The organism is Stutzerimonas stutzeri, assembly GCF_002890915.1.
GTDB lineage: Bacteria > Pseudomonadota > Gammaproteobacteria > Pseudomonadales > Pseudomonadaceae > Stutzerimonas > Stutzerimonas stutzeri_AF.
This window is the reverse complement of record NZ_POUT01000001.1, coordinates 652,854-673,446: the sequence shown is the minus strand read 5'-3', so window position 1 is coordinate 673,446 and position 20,593 is coordinate 652,854. Positions and strand designations below refer to the sequence as shown.

Below are 20,593 nucleotides of genomic sequence, written 5' to 3'. Positions count from 1 at the left end.
GCGAGCGGCGGCACAGCCTTGGTCAGCGTTCACTGCCGGGTCGACCGGCCGGCAACGCCGACGGGCCGCCCGGGGTACTTCAGGAGCCGCAGAGTTCGGCCGCGGTCTTGTCGGTCAGGTTCGAGCGGTCGAAGCCGAACGGTTCGACGGTCTGCAGGTGCTCGTCGCTGCCCAGCCACTGCTTGAGTTCGGCATTGACCGCATCGCGCAGCGCCCGGTCCTCGGGGCGGAACGCCAGTGCGCCATAGCCGGCACGGGCCGGGTCGTCCTGGAAGTCGGCAATGGCCTCGACGTCGTTGCCGGCCTTCGCGGCCAGGCCGCGCATGGTCAGCTGGGTGCCGATGGCGGCATCGGCACGCCCGCTGCGCACCGCCTGCAGCTGCGAGGTGGTGTCCGGCACCTGGACGATCTGCGAATCCTTGATGCCGGCCTGACGCGCATAGCCCAGGTTCACCGTGCCGGACATGATCGCCAGCTTGATATCCGGGTTGCCGGCGATGTCTTCGTAGCTGCGCAGCTTCTTCGGGTTGCCTTCGGCCACCAGCAGGGTGTCGAGCAGACGGTAGTGCGGGTCGGTGAACAGCACCTGCTTGCAGCGCTCGGGGGTGATGTACATGCCGGCGGCGATCAGGTCGAAGCGCCCGGCGCGCAGGCCGGGGATCAGCGAGCCCCATTCGGTCAGCACCGGCTTGATGGTGTCGATCTGCAGGCGCTCGAAGACCTTGCGCACGATCTCCGGCGATTCGCCGGTCACCGTGCCGTCGAGCGCGGTGTAGGCGAAGGGGGTTTCGTTGGCGTAGCCGATGCGCACGCTGCTGCTGTCTTTGACGCTTTCCAGGGTATCGGCCTGGGTCAGGCTGCCGAAACCGATGCTGGCCAGGGCGGCGCAGCCGATCAGCAGCCGGCGGGTGGGTGTCGGGATGGTGATGTTCCTCATGGGAGATTCTCCTGTTCCTTGTAGAGACCCGAGGAATCGGATCGTTGTGTTTTAGGAGGGGATTTCGCGCATTCGGGTGGGTTGAACAGGGGCGGTATGCCGCGGCAGGGGTTCCCGATTCGAGCTGCGATAGCCTTTATCAATCGGTCTGCCAATCAGCGGCAATCCGCGCCGATGCAGGCGGAGGGTACAAAAGCTGGGCATAAAATGGAAATCGGAGGGGATTTGAGACGAATGGATGCGATAGCGATTGATCCTGCCGAAGCGCGATGAGCCGGGCGCTGCAGCGATCCGGGCAGGCCAGCGGGTGCCGACGATTGATAAAACGAAACGACCCGCCGGGGCGGGTCGTTCGGGCAGGTTGCGGCGTGGGGTCAGAAGAACGTCAGGCCGGCCTGGAACAACCGCTCGACATCGCGGATGTGCTTCTTGTCGACGAGGAAGAGAATCACGTGGTCGCCGGATTCGATCACCGTGTCGTCGTGGGCGATCAGCACCTGTTCGTCGCGGATCACCGCGCCGATGGTGGTGCCCGGCGGCAGGGCGATCTGCTCGATGGCGCGCCCGACCACCTTGCTCGAGCGCGGATCGCCGTGGGCGATGACCTCGATGGCCTCGGCCGCGCCGCGCCGCAGCGAGTGGGCGCTGACGATGTCACCGCGGCGCACGTGGGTCAGCAGGGTACCGATGGTGGCCAGCTGCGGGCTGATGGCGATATCGATCTCGCCGCCCTGCACCAGGTCGACGTAGGCCGGGTTGTTGATGATGCACATGACCTTGCGCGCCCCCAGCCTTTTGGCCAGCAGCGAGGACATGATGTTGGCCTCGTCGTCGTTGGTCAGGGCGAGGAACACGTCCGCCTCGTTGATGTTCTCCTCCACCAGCAGGTCGCGGTCCGAGGCGCTGCCCTGGAGGATGATGGTGCTGTCCAGGGTGTCGGAGAGGTAGCGGCAGCGCGCCGGGTTCATCTCGATGATCTTGACCTGGTAGCGGCTCTCGATGGCTTCGGCCAGGCGCTCGCCGATGTGCCCGCCGCCTGCGATGACGATGCGCTTGTAGTTCTCGTCGAGCCGGCGCATCTCGCTCATCACCGCGCGGATGTGGCCGCGGGCGGCGATGAAGAACACCTCGTCGTCGGCCTCGATGACCGTGTCGCCCTGCGGCAGGATCGCGTGGTTGCGGCGGAAGATCGCCGCCACGCGGGTATCGACGTTGGGCATGTGGCGACGGATCTGGCGCAGTTCCTGGCCCACCAGCGGCCCGCCGTAGTAGGCGCGTACCGCGACCAGCTGGGCCTTGCCGTCGGCGAAGTCGATCACCTGCAGCGAGCCGGGATGCTGGATCAGGCGCTTGATGTAGTTGGTGACCACCTGCTCCGGGCTGATCAGCACGTCCACCGGGATCGCCTCGTTGGCGAACAGGCCGGAGCGTACCAGGTAGGCCGACTCGCGCACGCGGGCGATCTTGGTCGGGGTATGGAACAGGGTATAGGCCACCTGGCAGGCGACCATGTTGGTCTCGTCGCTGTTGGTCACCGCCACCAGCATGTCGGCGTCGTCCGCGCCGGCCTGGCGCAGCACGGGCGGGAAGGAACCGCGGCCCTGGACGGTGCGGATGTCCAGGCGGTCGCCGAGATCGCGCAGGCGGTCGCCGTCGGTATCCACCACGGTGATGTCGTTGGCCTCGCTGGCGAGGTGCTCGGCGAGGGTGCCGCCGACCTGGCCGGCCCCGAGAATGATGATCTTCACGCGATCACTCCTGAAAGATGGGCGATTGCCGCCGCTTCCATGTTGGGCCCGGACGGGCTGCGCCCGGGTTCAGCTTACGAATGCCGCTCGCGCGGTTGCGCTGCGATCTTGATCAGCTTGGCATAGTAGAAGCCGTCGTGGCCGTCCATCTGCGGCAGCAGCTGGCGGCCATGGGGCTGCGCCAGGCCGAAGCCGCCTGGCAGGTCCAGCTCGCGGGCGCCGGGAGTGCGCTCGAGGAAGGCGCCGATCACCTCGCGATTCTCGGTCGGCAGCACCGAGCAGGTGGCGTACAGCAGCACGCCGCCGACCTCCAGGGTCGGCCACAACGCATCGAGCATCTCGCCCTGCAGCGCGGCCAGCGGCGCAATGTCCTCGGCCTGGCGGGTCAGTTTGATGTCCGGATGGCGGCGGATCACGCCGGTGGCCGAACAGGGCGCATCGAGCAGGATGCGCTGGAACGGCTGGCCGTCCCACCACTGCGCGGTGGCGCGGGCATCGGCGGCGATCAGTTCGGCATCGAGCTGCAGCCGCTCGAGATTTTCCCGCACCCGCGCCAGGCGCTTGGGCTCGAGGTCGAGGGCGATCAGCCTGGCCAGCTGCGGCTCGCGCTCGAGCAGATGGCAGGTCTTGCCGCCCGGCGCGCAGCAGGCATCGAGCACGCGCTGGCCCGGCGCCAGCTCGAGCAGCCCGGCGGCCAGCTGCGCGGCCTCGTCCTGCACGCTGACCCGCCCTTCGGCGAAGCCGGGCAACTGCTGCACGTCGCAGGGCGTGGCCAGGCGGATGCCGTCTTCGCTGAATGCGCAGGCGAAGGCCTCGATGCCGGCGGCCTGCAGCTCGGCCAGGTAGGCGTCGCGACTGGCGTGGCGGCGGTTGACCCGCAGCATCATCGGCGGGTGCGCGTTGTTGGCCGCGCAGATGGCTTCCCAATGCTCCGGCCAGTGCGCCTTGAGCGCCTTCTGCAGCCAGCGCGGATGCGCCACACGGATCACCGGGTCGTGTTCCAGTTCGGCCAGCAGCGCCTCGCCTTCGCGCTGGGCACGGCGCAGCACGGCGTTGAGCAGGCCCTTGGCCCAGGGTTTCTTCAGCCGGTCGACGCAGCCGACGGTCTCGCCGATGGCAGCATGGGCGGGAATGCGGGTATGCAACAGCTGGTAGAGGCCGACCAGCAGCAGCGCCTCGACGTCGCGGTCGGCGGCCTTGAACGGCTTCTGCAGCAGCTTCGCCGCCAGCCCGGCCAGGCGCGGCTGCCAGCGCGCGGTGCCGAAGGCCAGTTCCTGGGTCAGGCCGCGGTCGCGCGGCTCGACCTTGCCCAGTACCTCGGGCAAGCTGCTGCCCAGCGACGCCTTGCCGGAGAGCACCACGGCGAGTGCGCGGGCCGCCGCCAGGCGCGGATTCATTGGCCGAGCACCTGGCCGGGGGCGAATTGCTCGCGGCGGCTGTTGTACAGGTCGGCGAAGGCCAGCGGCTTGCCGCCGGGCAGTTGCAGGCGGGTCAGCAGCAGCGCGCCCTCGCCGCAGGCGACGGACAGCCCTTCCTTGCCGGCGGCGAGAATCAGGCCGGGCTCGCCCTGCCCTGCGCCGAGCCGCGCGCCATGGATCTTCAGCGCCTCGCCGGCGAGCGTACTGTGGCAGATCGGCCAGGGATGGAAGGCGCGGATCAGTCGCTCCAGCTCGACGGCCGGGCGCGTCCAGTCGATGCGCGCCTCGTCCTTGTTCAGCTTGTGCGCGTAGGTGGCGAGCGCGTCGTCCTGGACCTCGGGCGCCAGCGTGCCGGCGGCCAGGGCATCCACCGCCTGTACCACGGCTTGCGCACCCAGTTCGGCGAGGCGGTCATGCAGCGTGCCGCCGGTATCGCTGGCAGCGATCGGCGTGCTCACCTTGAGCAGCATCGGGCCGGTGTCCAGCCCTGCCTCCATCTGCATCACGGTGACGCCGGATTCGCCGTCGCCGGCCTCGATCGCCCGCTGGATCGGCGCCGCGCCGCGCCAGCGTGGCAGCAGCGAGGCATGGCTGTTGATGCAGCCCAGGCGCGGCAGGTCGAGCACCGCCTGCGGCAGGATCAGGCCGTAGGCGACCACCACCATCAGCTCGGCCTGCAGGCCTGCCAGTTCCGCCTGCGCCGCCGGATCGCGCAGGGTCTGCGGCTGGTAGACGGCGATGCCGTGCTGCAGGGCGAGCTGCTTGACCGGGCTGGGCATCAGTTTCTGCCCGCGTCCGGCCGGTCGGTCCGGCTGGGTGTAGACGGCGATGACCGACTGGCCCGCATCGAGCAGGGCCTGCAGATGCCGGGCGGCGAATTCCGGGGTGCCGGCGAAAACGATGCGCATGGGGGAAGACTCGTCAATAAAAAAGGCTTGCGGTCGCAAGCCTTCGGGGATTCGGGGCTCAAGCCTGCTGGCGGTGGATCTTTTCCAGCTTCTTCTTGATCCGGTCACGCTTGAGGTTGGACAGGTAGTCGACGAACAGCTTGCCGTTGAGGTGATCGCACTCGTGCTGGATGCACACCGCCAGCAGGCCTTCGGCGATCAGCTCGTAGGGCTGGCCGTCGCGGTCCAGCGCCTTGACCCTGACCTTCTGCGGGCGCTCGACGTTCTCATAGAAACCCGGTACCGACAGGCAACCTTCCTGGTACTGCTCCATCTCCTCGGTCAGTGGTTCGAACTCGGGGTTGATGAAGACCCGCGGCTCGGACTTGTCCTCGGACAGGTCCATCACCACCACGCGCTTGTGCACATTGACCTGGGTCGCCGCCAGACCGATGCCGGGGGCGTCGTACATGGTTTCGAACATGTCGTCGACCAGCTGACGGATGCCGTCATCGACCACGTCCACCGGCTTGGCGATGGTGCGCAGCCGCGGATCGGGAAACTCAAGGATGTTCAGAATGGCCATATGCGTTTGTGATGCACTTATGGAATAAAGTCAAAAGCCGCTGCTAAGATGCCGAGCAGCTTGGAAAACGGCTTAATGCCGCGTTCCACAAGGGTTCCGCGGCGCTAGGGCGCTTTACGTGAAGGCACATAATAAAGGGATTCACCACATGAGGAAATCACTACTCGCCCTGCTGCTGGTGGCTGTCGGCGGTATCGCCCAGGCCGCGGTGCAGCTCAAGGACAACCATCCGGAGCGGTATACCGTGGTGAAGGGCGACACCCTCTGGGACATTTCCGGACGCTTCCTGCGCGAGCCCTGGAAGTGGCCTGAACTGTGGCACGCCAACCCACAGATCGAGAATCCTCACCTGATCTACCCGGGCGACTCGCTCAACCTCGTCTACATCGACGGCCAGCCGCGGCTGGTGCTCGACCGCGGTGCCTCGCGCGGCACCATCAAGCTGTCGCCCACCGTGCGCACCACGCCGATGGCCGAAGCCATCCCGACCATTCCGCTGGAGGCGATCAACAGCTTCCTGCTGAGCAACCGCATCATCGACACCGCCGAGCAGTTCGAGGGCGCGCCCTACATCGTCGCCGGCAATGCCGAACGGGTGATCAGCGGCGCCGGCGACCGCATCTATGGGCGTGGCGACTTCAACGAACACCTGCCGGCCTACGGCATCTTCCGCCAGGGCAAGACCTACGTCGATCCGGAGACCGGCGAGTTCCTCGGCATCAATGCCGACGATGTCGGCACCGTGGAGATCGCCGAGGTCGAAGGCGACATCGCCACCATGCAGCTGACCCGCACCACCCAGGAAGCGCGTATCGGCGATCGCCTGTTCCCCAGCGAGGAGCGTGCGGTCAACTCCACCTTCATGCCCAGCGCCCCGGCCAGCGAGATCGAAGGCGTGATTCTCGACGTGCCGCGTGGCGTCACCCAGATCGGCCAGTTCGACGTGGTCACGCTGAACAAGGGGGCGCGCGACGGCCTGCAGGACGGCAACGTGCTGGCGGTCTACAAGACCGGCGAGACCGTGCGCGACCGCGTGACCGGCGAGAACGTCAAGATCCCGGACGAGCGCTCCGGGCTGCTGATGGTGTTCCGCACCTACGACAAGCTCAGCTATGGCCTGGTGCTGCAGGCGACCCGCTCGCTGGCGGTGAAGGACAAGGTTCGCAATCCGTAAGGACGAGGCCCCGCCGATGCGGGGCCTGTTTCACCTGGCCTGAGAAAACCACCGCACGGATGCGGTGCGACGAGACAAGGAGCGCTCGCCCATGCCTGCCGTTTCCCCCGCCGAGCTCGAAGCCCGGCTGCGCCTGCACCTGCTGCCCGACCTCGGGCCGCGACGCCTGCACACGTTGCTCCGCGCCTTCCCCGATGCCGCGTCCGCGCTGAGTGCGCCGGCCAGCGCCTGGCGCTCGCTGGGGTTGCCGCCCAGCTGTGCCGAACCGCGGCGCAGCGCCGAAATCCGTGAACGGGCCGGCGCCGCCTTGCTCTGGCTGGAGCAGCCCGACCATCACCTGCTGAGCTGGGACGATCCGGCCTACCCCGCCCTGCTGGCCGAACTGCCGGACGCCCCGCCGCTGCTGTTCGTCGCCGGCGCCCCGGGCCTGCTCGAGCGACCGCAGCTGGCGATGGTCGGCAGCCGTCGTGCCTCGCGCAACGGCCTGGACAATGCACGGGCCTTCGCCCGCAGCCTGGCCGGCGCAGGGTTCGTCATCACCAGCGGCCTGGCGCTGGGCATCGACGGCGCGGCCCACCAGGGTGCCCTGGACGCCGGCGGCCGGACCGTCGCGGTGCTGGGCACCGGGCTCGAACGGCTGTATCCGCAGCGTCATGCACGGCTGGCGCAGCAGATCGTCGAGCAGGGTGGCGCGCTGGTCTCGGAACTGCCGCTGGATTGCGCCCCGCAGGCGAGCAACTTTCCGCGACGCAACCGCATCATCAGCGGTTTGTCGCTCGGCGTGCTGGTGGTCGAGGCGAGCCCCTCCAGCGGCTCGCTGATCACCGCGCGGCTGGCGGCCGAGCAGGGCCGCGAGGTCTATGCGATTCCCGGCTCGATCCACCATCCCGGCGCGCGTGGCTGCCACCAACTGATCCGCCAGGGCGCGGCGCTGGTGGAGTCGGTCGAGGACGTGCTCGAGGGGCTGCGTGGCTGGCAGCGACTGGCTCCGGGGCCGGCGGCCGCGGCGGCGGATGTGCAGGCCGGGCATCCGCTGTTGCGCGAGCTACTGGCCGCGTCGCTGAGCAGCGAGGCGCTGGCCCTGGCGCTCGAGCGCCCGCTGGCGCAGGTGCTGGCCGAACTCACCGAGCTGGAAATCGAGGGACAGGTGGTTTGCGACAACGGCCTGTGGTCGGTCCGGACACTGCGGTAGGTTGGGTTGAGGAGCATAGCGACGAAGCCCAACCCACGCCGCGGTTATTAAGCCGAGACTCCCCGTGCCGGGCTTCGCTGCATTCAACCCAATTAGGCAAGCCATTCAACCCCTGCGCGCGCTGGACGGCTTGGGTACACTGCCGCCATTTATCGAGCAGAGGTCGGCATGATCGGCAGTTGGCGTGTGCAACAGGTCGCCCGGGTGGTCCGGGCCGGTGGCGTGATTGCCTATCCCACCGAAGCGGTCTGGGGGCTGGGCTGCGATCCCTGGGCGGAAGAGGCGGTGCTGCGCCTGCTGGCGCTGAAGGAGCGACCGGTGGAGAAAGGGCTGATCCTGGTCGCCGGCCATATCGAACAGTTCGAGTTCCTGCTGGACGACCTGCCCGAGCGCTGGCGCGACCGGCTGGCCGGCAGCTGGCCGGGCCCGAATACCTGGCTGGTACCCCATCGCGACCGGCTGCCCGAGTGGATCACCGGGCGTCACGACAGCGTGGCCCTGCGGGTCAGCGATCACCCGCTGGTCGCCCGCCTCTGCGCATTGACCGGGCCGCTGGTGTCCACTTCGGCCAACCCCGCCGGGCGCCCGGCGGCGCGTTCGCGACTGCGCGTGGAGCAGTACTTCCCGCAGCAGCTGGATGCCGTGCTCAACGGCCCGCTGGGTGGGCGGCGCAACCCCAGCCTCATCCGCGACTTGCGCAGCGGCGAGATCATTCGGCCGGCTTGAGCGTAAAAATCGGCAGCAGGCTTCAGGCCACAGGCGGTAAGGAAAAGCGCAAAGCTGCCTGACGGGGCGCGCGCAGGCCCGCACATCGATTCGCCTGAAGCTTGAAAAGCATCGCCCCGGGGGCGGGCCTCCCACCAAAAACAGCCGATGCACTCCGCATCCTTTGTGGGCGCGCCCCCGCGGCGATTGCAGGCCGGCCGGCCTGCCAAAGGCATGAAGCCCGAAACCTATGGCACCAGCACGGTCGAACCGGTGGTTTCCCGCCCGGCCAGCTTGCGCTGGGCGGCGGCGGCCTCGCCGAGCGGGAAGCGCTGGCCGATCTCGACCTGGATCTGGCCGCTGGCGATCATCGCGAACAGCTCGTCCGCCATCGCCTGCAGGCGCTCCGGGGTGTCGGCATAGCCGGCGAGGGTCGGCCGGGTGACGAACAACGAGCCTTTTTGCGCCAGCACGCCTAGGTTCACGCCGTTGACGGCGCCGGAGGCGTTGCCGAAGCTGACCAGCAGCCCGCGCGGTGCCACGCAGTCCAGCGAGACGTCCCAGGTGTCCTTGCCCACCGAGTCGTAGACCACCGGGCATTTCTTGCCGTCGGTGAGTTCCAGTACGCGCTGCACCACGTCCTCGTGGCTGCGGTCGATGGTTGCCCAGGCGCCGAGCGCCTTGGCCCGCGCGGCCTTCTCCGCCGAGCCGACCACGCCGATCAGCCGCGCGCCGAGGGCACGGGCCCACTGGCAGGCAATCGAGCCGACCCCACCGGCGGCGGCATGGAAGAGGATGGTTTCGCCGGCCTGCAGCGGGTGGATCTGGCGCAGCAGGTACTGGCAGGTCAGGCCCTTGAGCATCACCGCGGCGGCCTGCTCGAAGCTGATCGACTCCGGCAGCTTGACCAGATGCCGCGCCGGCAACGTATGGTGCTCGCCATAGGCGCCCAGCGGCCCGGTGCCATAGCCGACCCGGTCGCCGGGACGAAAGCCGCTGACGCCCTCGCCTACCGCCTCGACCACCCCGGCGCCTTCCATGCCCAGCCCCGAGGGCAGGCTCGGCGGCGCATAGAGGCCGTCGCGGAAATAGGTGTCGATGAAATTCAGGCCAATGGCATGGTTGCGCACGCGTACCTCGCCGGCGCCCGGTTCGCTGAGCGTGACCTCGACCTGCTCCAGGACTTCGGGACCACCGTGCTGGCTGAATTGGATGCGCTTGGACATGTCTGACTCCTGGTTGCCGGGGGAAAAGGCTTCTATCCAACCTGCCGCGATCGAGTTCGTCAATCGGCCAGGTGCTATGCTTGGCCGGCTATCGGGCCGTGGAAGCGGCCGCTACCCTTTCCAGCACCGGCCTGCCCGGCGGCCGTGCGGTTTTTCCAAGGTGATTTCGTGAACGACAGGACCGAAGCCGTCAAAGCCTATCTGCTCGATCTGCAGGATCGAATCTGCGCAGCACTGGAGGCCGAGGACAGCAGCACGCGCTTCGTCGAGGACGCCTGGACGCGTCCGGGCGGCGGCGGCGGCAGAACCCGGGTGATCGAGAATGGCGCGCTGATCGAGAAAGGCGGCGTCAATTTCTCCCATGTCTACGGCGCCGGCCTGCCGCCCTCGGCCAGCGCCCATCGTCCCGAACTGGCCGGGCGCGGCTTCCAGGCCCTCGGCGTGTCGCTGGTGATCCATCCGGAAAACCCCTACGTGCCGACCTCGCATGCCAACGTGCGCTTCTTCAGCGCCGAGAAGGAAGGCGAGGCGCCGGTCTGGTGGTTCGGCGGCGGCTTCGACCTGACGCCCTACTACGGGGTCGAGGAGGACTGCGTGCACTGGCACCGGGTCGCGCGCGACGCCTGCGCGCCGTTCGGCGCGGACGTCTATCCGCGCTACAAGCAGTGGTGCGACCGCTATTTCTACCTCAAGCACCGCAACGAGCCGCGCGGCGTCGGCGGGCTGTTCTTCGACGACCTCAACCAGTGGGACTTCGATACCTGCTTCGCCTTCATGCGCGCGGTGGGCGATGCCTACCTCGAGGCCTACCTGCCGATCGTGCAGAAGCGCAAGGCGATGCCTTACGGCGAACGCGAACGCGAGTTCCAGGCCCTGCGCCGCGGCCGCTACGTGGAATACAACCTGGTCTACGACCGCGGCACCCTGTTCGGCCTGCAGTCCGGCGGCCGCACCGAGTCCATCCTGATGTCGTTGCCGCCGCTGGTGCGCTGGGGCTACGACAAGCATCCGCAGCCGGGCACGCCGGAAGCGCGCCTGAGCGAATACTTCCTGCAGGAGCGCGACTGGCTCGCAGAGCAGCCGGAAGCCTGAAGCTGGAAGCTGGAAGAAAAAAGCTTCAAGCTTCCAGCTTTCGGCTTTCATTTTAGGATTCCCATGGACCGCTACGGCGTCTTCGGCAACCCCATCGGCCACAGCAAATCACCGCAGATCCACGCCATGTTCGCCGCGCAGACCGGCCAGGCGCTGAGCTACGAACCGCTGCTGGCGCCGCTGGACGACTTCCCGGCGTTCGCCCGCGCGTTCTTTCGCGACGGCCTGGGCGCCAACGTCACCGTGCCGTTCAAGGAGCAGGCCTACCTGCTGGCCGACCAGCTCAGCGAACGCGCCCGCCGTGCCGGTGCGGTAAACACGCTGAAGAAGCTCGACGACGGCCGCCTGCTGGGCGACAACACCGATGGCGCCGGGCTGGTCGGCGACCTGATCCATTCCGGCGTGGCGCTCGCCGGCCAGCGCATCCTGCTGCTGGGCGCCGGCGGCGCCGTGCGCGGCGTGCTCGAACCGCTGCTGGCCCACAAGCCCGCGGCGCTGATCATCGCCAACCGCACGCCGGGCAAGGCCGAGCAGCTGGCGCATGAATTCGCCGAACTCGGCGCGCTGGCGGCCTGCGGCTTCGAGCAGCTCGGCGAGCCGGTGGACCTGATCATCAACGGCACCTCGGCCAGTCTCGGCGGTGAGTTGCCGCCGCTGCCCGACAGCCTGGTGGTTGCGGGGCGGACCTTCTGCTACGACATGATGTACGGCGCGACACCCACGCCCTTCTGCCGATGGGCGACGGCACTCGGCGCGCAGGCCCGCGACGGCCTCGGCATGCTGGTGGAACAGGCGGCGGAGGCCTTCGAACTCTGGCGCGGGGTGCGCCCGGACACCGCGCCGGTGCTTGCCGAACTGCGGCGCCAACTGAGCGCCGGCTGAGTTCGGCTCAGCCGCGGAAATGGATGCGCTGGTGGATGTGCTGGGGAGACTCCAGCTCATCGACGATGCCGGCGGCGATGCGCTGCAGCTGTCGGTGGGGATTGGCGTCGCCCTTGCCGGCGGCCCCGGCCAGGGCCTCGACGCTCAGCAGGCCGCCCGAGGATGGCGTGTCCACCAGCGTCCAGCGCAGTGGGTGGGCCGCCAGCCGCTGCAGCGCCGCCGCGACCTCGGGTTGCTGCTCGATGGCCGGGAAATCGGCGATCAGCAGCAGGCGATTCACGGCGGCCCGTTCCAGCCCGCGCAGCAAGGCCAGCACCGCCTGATAGAAGTCGCGCTGGGGCGACTCGCCGCTGACGGCATCGGTGCTGGGCAGCCACGGCAGGTGGAACAGACAGATCACCGCGTCCATGCCCGCCACGCTCTCGCTGACGCTCAGCGGGTCGAAGGGGTCGCCCGGCTTGGTCCGCAGACCCGGCCGGGCGGCCATCGAATTGAGATCATCGAGCAGCACCACGGCCTCGTGCTGGCGGCTGAGCAGTTCCACCAGCAGCGCGCTGCCGAGATCCGAGTGCGCACCATAGAGGGCGAACTTCAGGCGTGGCGTTTCGGCATTGAGCATGGCACGGCTGCCGATCAGCGACGGGTGACCAGGTAGCCGATCAGTGCGCAGGCGCCAGCGGCCAGCGCCACGGTGCACAAGGGATGCTCGCGGGCGCAGTCGCGGGCCATGCGGCTGGCCTCGCGGGTGCGCTGGGACAGCTCGGCATAGTGCTTGTCCCAGTGCTGGTCGTGCCAGAGCGATTCGGCGCGCGAACGCAGGTTATCCAGATGGTGGCGCGAATCCCGTGCGGCGTCGTGGCGGAGTTCGTCCAGCGCACGCATCAGGCTGTCGATCTCGTGCTGGACTTCTTCGCGGGTGGTGGGCTTGTGGCTGAAGCGGGACATGGCGGGACCTCCCCTCGGTAAGTGTGAGCGTTAGACCCCGGAATCGCCCAGAGGTGCGCCGGCCCACGCACCCTGCCCGGCTCAGTCCAGCACCCCGTGCAGCACCTCGAAGACGATGCCGGTGGCAACGGCCACCAACAGTAGATCGCTGCCGGTGCGCCGCCATTCGTAGCCGTGGTAGTGCGGCAGGTAGCGCAGCTGTTGCGGGCTCAGGCGCTTGCCCCAGCCCCGCGGCAGCGGCTTGCCCTTGACGATGTGCACGTGTGCCGGCAATGCCGGGCCGCGGCCGATGTGGTGGCGATTGGCATGGACCGAGCGATGCACCTCCCGGAAGTCGCTGGGCGGGTTCCGGTACTGCTGGCGCGCCGGTTGCGCTTGCGTCTTGTGCGGCTGCTTCACGGCGGGCCGCTCGCGGTGCGCCGCGGCCGGTTGCTTGGCGTGCTGGCCATGCGGGTTGCTGCGGGCGGCCTGGTCGTGCGGCCCCGGTGCTGCCTGGGCCAGGGCACTGCCCAGGCAAAGGCCGATGATGCCCAGCGTGGTGACGAGACGGGAGGTTTTCATGGCGAGACCCTCGTTGCGGGAAGCCCAGTTCGGTTGAACGATGCACTGCCCTCAGGCAGCGGACGGCCCCATCCTACGGGCGAAATGGCGGCGCGGGCCGTTGTCAGCACGGCTTTACCCGGACTTTTACATATCCCCGGCTTTTGTCAGCACGGCTTTACCTTGTTGCCCGCACGACGGCTGAGCGAGTCGTCGAATGATTCCCTATACTGCAGCGCAGAGCGCCCGGGGCGCCCCTTTCCAACCCCCTTCGAGTCGGGAAACCCTATCGTGAATATTCGTCGTACGATGGCCAGCCTGCTGCTGCTCTGCATCGCCGCGCTACCCGCTATCCAGGCCCAGGCCGCAGGCAAGGCGGCCGTCCAGGAACTCGCCTCCGGCAGCGCCCTGCTGGTCGATCTGAAGACCAACGAAGTGCTCTATTCCAGCAACCCCGACATGGTGGTGCCGATCGCGTCGGTGACCAAGCTGATGACCGCCATGGTCACCCTCGACGCCAAGCTGCCGCTGGACGAACAACTGGCGGTCACCATCCGTGACGCCAAGGAAATGCAGGGCGTGTTCTCGCGCGTGCGCCTCGGCAGCGAGATCAGCCGCCGCGAACTGCTGCTGCTGACCCTGATGTCCTCGGAGAACCGCGCCGCCGCGAGCCTGGCGCACCACTATCCGGGCGGCTACACGGCGTTCGTCCAGGCGATGAACGCCAAGGCGCGGGCGCTGGGCATGACGCAGACTCACTATGTCGAGCCGACCGGGCTGTCTGAGCGCAACGTCTCCAGCGCCAAGGATCTGGTCAAGCTGGTCCGTGCCAGCCGCCAGTACCCGCTGATCCAGCAATTCAGCACCAGCGACGAGAAGACCGTGGCCTTCCGCAAGCCCAACTACACGCTGGGCTTTCGCAACACCAACGCGCTGGTGCGCAAGCACAACTGGGACATCCAGCTGAGCAAGACCGGCTTCACCAACGCCGCCGGTCACTGCCTGGTGATGAGCACCACCATGAACCAGCGCCCGGTGGCTTTCGTGGTGCTCGATGCGTTCGGCAAGTACACCCACATGGCCGATGCCAGCCGCCTGAAGAAGTGGCTGGAAACCGGCACCGTGACGCCTGTCCCTGCCGCGGCGCTCGCCTACAAGCAGCAGAAACAGGCGCAGCGCCAGCTGGCTGCCAAGTCCGGCACGGCCGCCCAGGTCATGGCCGGGGCTCGTTGACGCCGCCGACCGGCAAGCGGCGAACCGGACGGCGGTAAACCCGGGACTGCGGACGCTCGGCAACGATTCTTGAGTTTGCGCAACTCTTTTTCCTGATAAACGTTCCTATCATGAACGTCATTCGCAACTGCGCTGTTCTGGACTGTCGATGAAGCATCGCCGTCTTCCCGCCTGGCTCGCCGGCCTGGCCCTGTTGATGCACCTGCTGAGCATGCCGCTGGCCGGCATGTTGCCGGCCGACGCCAAGCGCCTGCTCGGCTGGAGCGGCCATTGCCCGGCGATGCAGGCCGCGTTGCACCGGGCACATGCGCTGCACGCCTCGGCAGCACCTGCCGAGCATGACCCGGGTAGCCACAGCGGGATGCCGCCGTGCTGTTGCTGCGCCGGTTCCGTCGGACTGGCGGCGCTGCCCAGCGCGGCGCCGTCGTTGCCGCAAGAAGCCGGTGCCAGTGTGATCAGCCGCACCGAACCGCGCAGCCATTGGCCGTTACCGCGGCAACGCTGGCCGGCGCTCAACCCCCGCGCCTCCCCCCTCGCCTGACGCCTGCCGGCGTCATTCTTCGCTGCTACGCCTGAACGCCAGCACGGCCCCCCTGGGCAGCGTGCCGGTGCCTGCCGACGGCTGCTCGCCGCGGCCATGCTGTTGCACTAAGGAAAAACGCGAGATGTTGGAACATTCTGCGCACTCGTCGCGGCGCACCGTGCTGCCGCGCCTGCTCATCGCGGCCCTGGCTGCCGCCCATCTGCCGGCGGGTTTCGCCGAAACCGCCGCCACCGCCCTGTCGCTGGGCAACAGTACCGTTACCGCCCAATCGAGCGGCGCATTGCAGACCAGCAGTGTGATCAGCTCCGTGGACCTGCTGGGCAGCGACATCCTCGAACAGCAGCCGGTGCTCTATAGCTGGGAGCTGTTCCGCCGTGCGCCGGGGGTGATGCTCACCGAGTTCGGCCAGGGCACCAGCTCCGGCAAGCTGTCCTTTCGTGGCTTCAATGGCGAGGGCGAGGTCAACGCGGTCAAGCTGCTGATCGACGGCATCCCGAGCAACAGCAACGACGGCAACATGCCCTACCTGGACATGCTGTTCCCGCTGGAGATCGACGGCATCGAGGTGGTGCGCGGTACCAACGATCCGCGCTACGGCCTGTACAACATCGCCGGCAACGTCGCCGTGCAGTCGCGCATCGGTGGCGACTACGGCAAGGCGCGGCTGCGCTACGGCAGCTACGACACGCAGGAGCTGCAGCTGGCCAAGGGCATCGAAAGCGGCAACTGGACGCAGAACTACTTCATCGGCCAGCAGAAGAGCGATGGCTACCGCGACCATGCCGGCAGCGAGCGCACCAGCCTGTCCGGCAAATGGTTCTACTCGCCGGACGTCGGCAACTGGCGCCTGGGCCTGATCGCCCGGCACTACGAGGCCGAAGCGGACGAGCCGGGGTACCTGTCCCGTGAGGACGCACGGCACTCGCCCCGCCAGTCCTATGCGCTGTCGGCCAGCGACATGGGCGAGCGGCGCATGAACCAGCTCAGCCTGCATCTGGACAGCCAGCTGGCCAGCGACCTCAGCTGGGCGACCAAGGTCTGGCTCAACACCCTGGATGACGATCGCTGGGTGCGTTTCTCCCAGGCCCAGCCGCAACAGCGGCGCACCACCGAGGAGAAGCACTACGGCGCGCGTACCTCGCTGACCTACCGCCCGGATGTCGCCTGGCTCCATGACCTGGCCCTCGAAGGCGGGCTGGACACCGAGCAGCAGCGCAACCGCAGCGAGCGCTACACCACCGTCGAACGCCAGGTCGTGACCCAGACCCGCCACCAGCGCTTCGACTACGACAGCTACGGCGCCTACCTGCAGGCGGTGATCCAGCCGGTGGAATCGCTGAAGATCATTCCGGCGTTCCGTGTCGATCGCATCAAGGGCGATTTCACCGACGAGCTCAGTGGCAACGATTACGCCGTCAACGACTACGGCAGCATCGAGCAGCCGAAGATCAGCCTGATCTACACCCCCATCGAGCAGCTGAGCCTGTATGGCAACTGGGGCCGGACCTTCCAGATCGGTACCGGCGCGGCCGCCTACAAGGTGCCGCCGCGCACCAGCGATCTCTCGCCGTCGATCAATGACGGCTGGGAAACCGGCATCAAGTTCAGCCCGGCGCACTGGATCGACGGCCGCGTCGCCTACTGGGAGCAGGTCGCCACGGACGAGGTGCGGCGCCGGCTCAACGATCCCCGCGGCGAGTCGGAAAACCTCGGCCAGACTCGGCGCTGGGGCTACGACGCCCAGCTCAATCTCTACCCCGCCAGCGATCTGAATCTGTGGCTGGCGCACTCCTGGCAGTTCTCCGAGATCGAAAAGGCCGACCCCAGCCTGCCGGCCAGCCAGGGCCAGGAGATCGACCACGTGCCGCGCCGGCTGTACTCGGCCGGCAGCAGCTACCAGGCGACGCCGGACCTGCAGCTCAGCGCCTGGCTCAACGGCCAGAGCGACTACTACCTCGAGCGCGAGAATACCCAGGGCAAGTTCGGCGGCTACGTGCTGTTCAACCTGGGCGCCAGCTACCAGCTGACCGAGCAGCTGGCCGTCGACCTGCAGCTGAAGAACCTCACCGACCGCTACCACGAATACGTCTGGTACGACGGCGCGCAGACCCTGCATGCGCCGGGCGATGGCCGCACGCTGTATGCCGCCGTGACCCTGGACTTCTGACCGGCATGAAGCGCTACCTGTACCTGATGCATCGCTGGCTCGGCATCGCCCTGGGGCTGTTCGTCCTGGCCTGGGTCGTCAGTGGCGTGGTGATGCTCTTCGTCGGCTATCCCAAGCTGACGCCGGCCGAGCATCTGGCGCGACTGGCACCGCTGGATGCCGGCTGCTGCATCGCGCCGGCTGCGGCGCTTGCCGCCAGTGGCGATCCGCGTACCCCGCTCAGTCTGCGCCTGACCGGTGCCGGCGGCGCGCCGCGCTACCTGCTGGACTATGGCGACGGACCGCTGCGGGCGGTGGACGCGCGCAGCGGTCGGCGCATCGAACGCATCGGCCCCGTCGAGGCGCTGGCCAGCGCGCGGCAGTTTGCCCGCGGGGCCGACGTGCGCCTGCTCGATCGGGTCGAAGAAGATGCCTGGACGCGCAACCATGCGCTGGCCCGCGAGCGCCCGCTGTACCGGGTGCAGGCCGACGATGCCGGACGGCACCTGCTCTACGTCTCCAGCCACAGCGGGCTGGTGGTGCGCGATGCCAGCGCCCGCGAGCGGGCCTGGAACCGGCTCGGTGCCTGGTTGCACTGGCTCTACCCGTTGCGCGAGGTGATGCCGAAGGCGGCCTGGTCGCCGCTGCTGGTCTATGGCGCCCTGCTCGGCGCGGTGCTGGTGCTGCTGGGCATGCTGATCGGCCTGCTGCGCTGGCGTTTCACCGGGCGCTACCGCAACGGCTCGCACTCGCCCTACCCGGCCGGCGCCGGTCGCCTGCATCACGTCGGCGGCCTGCTGTTCGGCGGGGTGCTGCTGCTCTGGCTGATCAGCGGCCTGCTGTCGATGGAACCCTGGGGCCTGTTCGACAAGCGCTCGACGGTCGCCGCTGGCACGCTGCAGCGGGTGCCGCTGCGTGCCGAGGCGTTGCCCACGGCGCTGGCGCCGGCCCTGCAGTGCCTGCGTCAGGCCGGCCTCGCCGCGGTGGAGCTGCAGTGGCACATGCTCGGCGATCGGCCATACCTGCTCGGTAGCGATGCCCAGGGAGCGACGCGCATCCTGCCGGCAGACTTGAGCGAGCCGGCGCGGCTGCGCTTCGAGCCTGATGAGCTGCAACGCCTAGCAAGCGCAGCTTGGCCCGGCCAGCGGCTGCGGTTCGACTGGCTGGAGCAGGAGGATTTCCACTACTACACGCGCGCCGAGCCGAGCCTGTACAGCCAACTGCCGCGCCGGTTGCCGCTGCTGCGCGTGCGCTTCGACGATCCGGCCGCCACCTGGCTGCACCTGGACCCCTACAGCGGCATGGTCATCGAACAGCTCGACCAGCGCCGGCGTGCGGTGCGCTGGGCGTTCAAGCTGCTGCACAGCTGGGACTGGCTGCCCTTGCTAGAGCGGCCGCTGCTGCGCGACGGCCTGCTGCTGGCCTTCAGTACGGGCGTGCTGGTGATCAGCCTGAGCGGCGTGTTGCTCGGCTGGCGCCGGCTCAGGCCGCGTGCCCGGCGGCGTCCGGCGCGCCGGCCGGCTCAGCCGCCGTGGTTGTCGTAGGCGTCACGAACGAAAAGGGACGGGTCGCCAACCGTTTCGGCGAAGCGCCGCGCTCAGCCGGCCAGCACCGAATCCACCAGCGCCTTGGCCTCGGCCTGGATGCGCGCCAGGTGCGCCTCGCCCTCGAAGCTCTCGGCGTAGATCTTGTACACGTCCTCGGTGCCGGACGGCCGCGCGGCGAACCAGCCGTTCGCCGTTTCCACCTTCAGCCCGCCGATGGCCGCGCCGTTGCCCGGGGCCTCGGTGAGGATGCGCGTGATCGGCTGGCCGGCCAGCTCCTTCGCCGTGACCTGCGATGCCGACAGCTTGCCCAGGCGCGCCTTCTGCTCGCGATTGGCCGCGGCGTCGATGCGCTGGTACACCGGCGCACCGAAGCGGTCGGTCAGTGCCTGGTAGCGCTCGCTCGGGTCCTTGCCGGTGACTGCGGTGATCTCCGCGGCGAGCAGGCCGAGGATCAGCCCGTCCTTGTCGGTGGACCAGGCGCCGCCCTGCTTGTCGAGGAACGAAGCGCCGGCCGATTCCTCGCCGCCGAAGCCCAGGCTGCCGTCCATCAGGCCGTCGACGAACCATTTGAAGCCCACCGGCACTTCCACCAGGCGGCGGTCGATGCCGGCGGCGACGCGGTCGATCATCGACGAGGACACCAGCGTCTTGCCGATGCCGGCCTCGGTGCTCCAGCCCGGGCGATGGGTGAACAGGTATTCGATGGCCACCGCCAGGTAATGGTTGGGGTTCATCAGCCCGCCGGAGCGGGTGACGATGCCGTGGCGGTCGTGGTCGGTGTCGCAGGCGAAGGCCACGTCGAAGCGGTCCTTGTTCTCGATCAGCCCGGCCATGGCGTGCGGCGAGCTGCAGTCCATGCGGATCTTGCCGTCCCAGTCCAGGCGCATGAAGCGGAAGGTCGGGTCGACCACCGTGGACAGCACCTCCAGCGGCAGGCCGAAGCGCTCGGCGATGCGCGGCCAGTAGTGCACACCGGCGCCGCCCAGCGGGTCGACGGCGAACTTCAGGCCCGAGCCGCGGATGGCGTCGAGGTCGATCACCCGCTCCAGCCCGCCGACATAGGCGTCGATGAAATCGAAGCGCTGGGTGGTCGCGGCTTTCAGCGCCTGGCGGTAATCCATGCGCTTGACGCCATCGAGACCGGCGACCAGCAGCGCATTGGCGCGCTCCTGAATCCACTGGGTCACGCCGGTGTCGGCCGGGCCGCCATTGCTGGGGTTGTACTTGAAGCCGCCATCGCCCGGCGGGTTGTGCGACGGCGTGATGACGATGCCATCGGCCAGCCCGCTCGCGCGGCCGCGGTTGTAGCTGAGGATCGCGTTGGAGATCGCCGGGGTCGGCGTGTAGCCCGGCTCGCCGCTGGTTTCGCTGCAGCCGGCGTCGATACGCGTCTCGATGCCGTTGGCCGCCAGCACTTCCAGTGCCGAGACGAACGCCGGCTCGGACAGCGCATGGGTGTCCATGCCCATGAACAGCGGGCCGTCGATGCCTTCCTGGCGGCGGTAATCGCAGATCGCCTGGGTGGTGGCGAGGATGTGCCACTCGTTGAAGCTGCCCTTGAGCGAGGAGCCGCGATGCCCGGAGGTGCCGAACGCCACCTGCTGCGCCGGGTCGGACGGGTCCGGCCGGTCGCTGTAGTAGCGCGCCACCAGGCGCGGCAGATGAGTCAGGGTGTGCGGGTCGGGCAGGCGTCCGGCGTTGGGGGCGATGCTCATGGGGCGGTCCTTTGTGAAGAAGGCGATACGCCGGCCGATCCGGGCGCGGCGAAGAGCGAATGAAACGCCAGTCGGC

The 20,593-nt window shown here is 68.4% G+C and carries 19 protein-coding genes; 9 read left to right on the top strand and 10 right to left on the bottom strand.

The features are described 5' to 3' along the window. Positions 1-79: 79 nt before the first annotated feature. The 5 genes from ehuB to def form a co-directional block, all read right to left on the bottom strand. Positions 80-937 carry an ectoine/hydroxyectoine ABC transporter substrate-binding protein EhuB gene (gene ehuB, locus CXK94_RS03195; RefSeq protein WP_102893248.1) on the bottom strand — a complete coding sequence of 286 codons (858 nt, stop codon included), beginning with the start codon at positions 935-937 and terminating at the stop codon, positions 80-82. Positions 938-1,311: 374 nt separating this feature from the next. Further along, the gene (gene trkA, locus CXK94_RS03190; RefSeq protein WP_102893247.1) at positions 1,312-2,685 is read right to left on the bottom strand and encodes a Trk system potassium transporter TrkA; all 1,374 of its coding nucleotides are present in this window, start codon (positions 2,683-2,685) and stop codon (positions 1,312-1,314) included. Positions 2,686-2,759: 74 nt separating this feature from the next. Continuing rightward, a complete protein-coding gene (gene rsmB, locus CXK94_RS03185) occupies positions 2,760-4,082 on the bottom strand; it encodes a 16S rRNA (cytosine(967)-C(5))-methyltransferase RsmB (protein ID WP_102893246.1) in 1,323 nt (440 codons plus the stop codon). Further along, complete coding sequence (fmt, locus tag CXK94_RS03180) at positions 4,079-5,011, bottom strand: methionyl-tRNA formyltransferase (RefSeq protein ID WP_102893245.1); 933 nt, start codon at positions 5,009-5,011, stop codon at positions 4,079-4,081. Before fmt ends, rsmB begins: the two co-directional genes overlap by 4 nt. A gap of 58 nt (positions 5,012-5,069) precedes the next feature. Beyond that, positions 5,070-5,576 carry a peptide deformylase gene (gene def, locus CXK94_RS03175; RefSeq protein WP_102893244.1) on the bottom strand — a complete coding sequence of 169 codons (507 nt, stop codon included), beginning with the start codon at positions 5,574-5,576 and terminating at the stop codon, positions 5,070-5,072. 148 nt (positions 5,577-5,724) lie between these two features. On the opposite strand from def, the gene CXK94_RS03170 reads away from it, so the two are divergent. The 3 genes from CXK94_RS03170 to CXK94_RS03160 all read left to right on the top strand — a co-directional run bounded on the left by CXK94_RS03170 (position 5,725) and on the right by CXK94_RS03160 (position 8,668). Further along, a complete protein-coding gene (locus tag CXK94_RS03170; protein ID WP_102893243.1) occupies positions 5,725-6,750 on the top strand; it encodes a LysM peptidoglycan-binding domain-containing protein in 1,026 nt (341 codons plus the stop codon). 91 nt (positions 6,751-6,841) lie between these two features. Further along, complete coding sequence (dprA, locus tag CXK94_RS03165) at positions 6,842-7,942, top strand: DNA-processing protein DprA (RefSeq protein ID WP_102893242.1); 1,101 nt, start codon at positions 6,842-6,844, stop codon at positions 7,940-7,942. A 168-nt stretch (positions 7,943-8,110) separates the two neighbouring features. Further along, positions 8,111-8,668: an L-threonylcarbamoyladenylate synthase gene (locus CXK94_RS03160; protein ID WP_102893241.1), complete on the top strand. Its 558-nt coding sequence runs from the start codon at positions 8,111-8,113 to the stop codon at positions 8,666-8,668. 227 nt (positions 8,669-8,895) lie between these two features. On the opposite strand, the gene CXK94_RS03155 is transcribed toward CXK94_RS03160, so the two are convergent. Continuing rightward, the gene (locus tag CXK94_RS03155) at positions 8,896-9,873 is read right to left on the bottom strand and encodes a quinone oxidoreductase family protein (RefSeq protein ID WP_102893240.1); all 978 of its coding nucleotides are present in this window, start codon (positions 9,871-9,873) and stop codon (positions 8,896-8,898) included. 168 nt (positions 9,874-10,041) lie between these two features. Between CXK94_RS03155 and hemF the strand changes: the two genes are divergently transcribed. Next, complete coding sequence (gene hemF / locus CXK94_RS03150; RefSeq protein WP_102893239.1) at positions 10,042-10,965, top strand: oxygen-dependent coproporphyrinogen oxidase; 924 nt, start codon at positions 10,042-10,044, stop codon at positions 10,963-10,965. 63 nt (positions 10,966-11,028) lie between these two features. Continuing rightward, positions 11,029-11,847 carry a shikimate dehydrogenase gene (aroE, locus tag CXK94_RS03145; RefSeq protein ID WP_102893238.1) on the top strand — a complete coding sequence of 273 codons (819 nt, stop codon included), beginning with the start codon at positions 11,029-11,031 and terminating at the stop codon, positions 11,845-11,847. Between the two features lie 7 nt (positions 11,848-11,854). On the opposite strand, the gene CXK94_RS03140 is transcribed toward aroE, so the two are convergent. From CXK94_RS03140 to CXK94_RS03130, 3 genes are all read right to left on the bottom strand, one after another. Then, on the bottom strand, positions 11,855-12,466 hold the full coding sequence (locus tag CXK94_RS03140) for an NAD(P)-dependent oxidoreductase (RefSeq protein WP_037040876.1): 612 nt from the start codon (positions 12,464-12,466) through the stop codon (positions 11,855-11,857). Positions 12,467-12,480: 14 nt separating this feature from the next. Beyond that, positions 12,481-12,792: a DUF883 family protein gene (locus CXK94_RS03135; protein WP_102893237.1), complete on the bottom strand. Its 312-nt coding sequence runs from the start codon at positions 12,790-12,792 to the stop codon at positions 12,481-12,483. Positions 12,793-12,873: 81 nt separating this feature from the next. Next, positions 12,874-13,353 (bottom strand): anti-virulence regulator CigR family protein, encoded by a 480-nt coding sequence (locus CXK94_RS03130; protein WP_102893236.1) that lies wholly within the window; start codon positions 13,351-13,353, stop codon positions 12,874-12,876. A 270-nt stretch (positions 13,354-13,623) separates the two neighbouring features. Between CXK94_RS03130 and pbpG the strand changes: the two genes are divergently transcribed. The 4 genes from pbpG (at position 13,624) to CXK94_RS03110 (ending at position 18,799) form a co-directional block, all read left to right on the top strand. After that, positions 13,624-14,565: a D-alanyl-D-alanine endopeptidase gene (pbpG, locus tag CXK94_RS03125; protein WP_102893235.1), complete on the top strand. Its 942-nt coding sequence runs from the start codon at positions 13,624-13,626 to the stop codon at positions 14,563-14,565. Between the two features lie 148 nt (positions 14,566-14,713). Further along, a complete protein-coding gene (locus CXK94_RS03120; RefSeq protein ID WP_102893234.1) occupies positions 14,714-15,106 on the top strand; it encodes a DUF2946 domain-containing protein in 393 nt (130 codons plus the stop codon). 124 nt (positions 15,107-15,230) lie between these two features. After that, a complete protein-coding gene (locus CXK94_RS03115) occupies positions 15,231-17,276 on the top strand; it encodes a TonB-dependent receptor (protein WP_102893233.1) in 2,046 nt (681 codons plus the stop codon). A gap of 5 nt (positions 17,277-17,281) precedes the next feature. Further along, on the top strand, positions 17,282-18,799 hold the full coding sequence (locus CXK94_RS03110) for a sodium:proline symporter (RefSeq protein WP_102893232.1): 1,518 nt from the start codon (positions 17,282-17,284) through the stop codon (positions 18,797-18,799). A 53-nt stretch (positions 18,800-18,852) separates the two neighbouring features. On the opposite strand, the gene pgm is transcribed toward CXK94_RS03110, so the two are convergent. Then, positions 18,853-20,517, bottom strand: a complete 1,665-nt coding sequence (gene pgm / locus CXK94_RS03105; protein WP_102893231.1) for a phosphoglucomutase (alpha-D-glucose-1,6-bisphosphate-dependent) — start codon at positions 20,515-20,517, stop codon at positions 18,853-18,855. Positions 20,518-20,593: the final 76 nt, after the last annotated feature.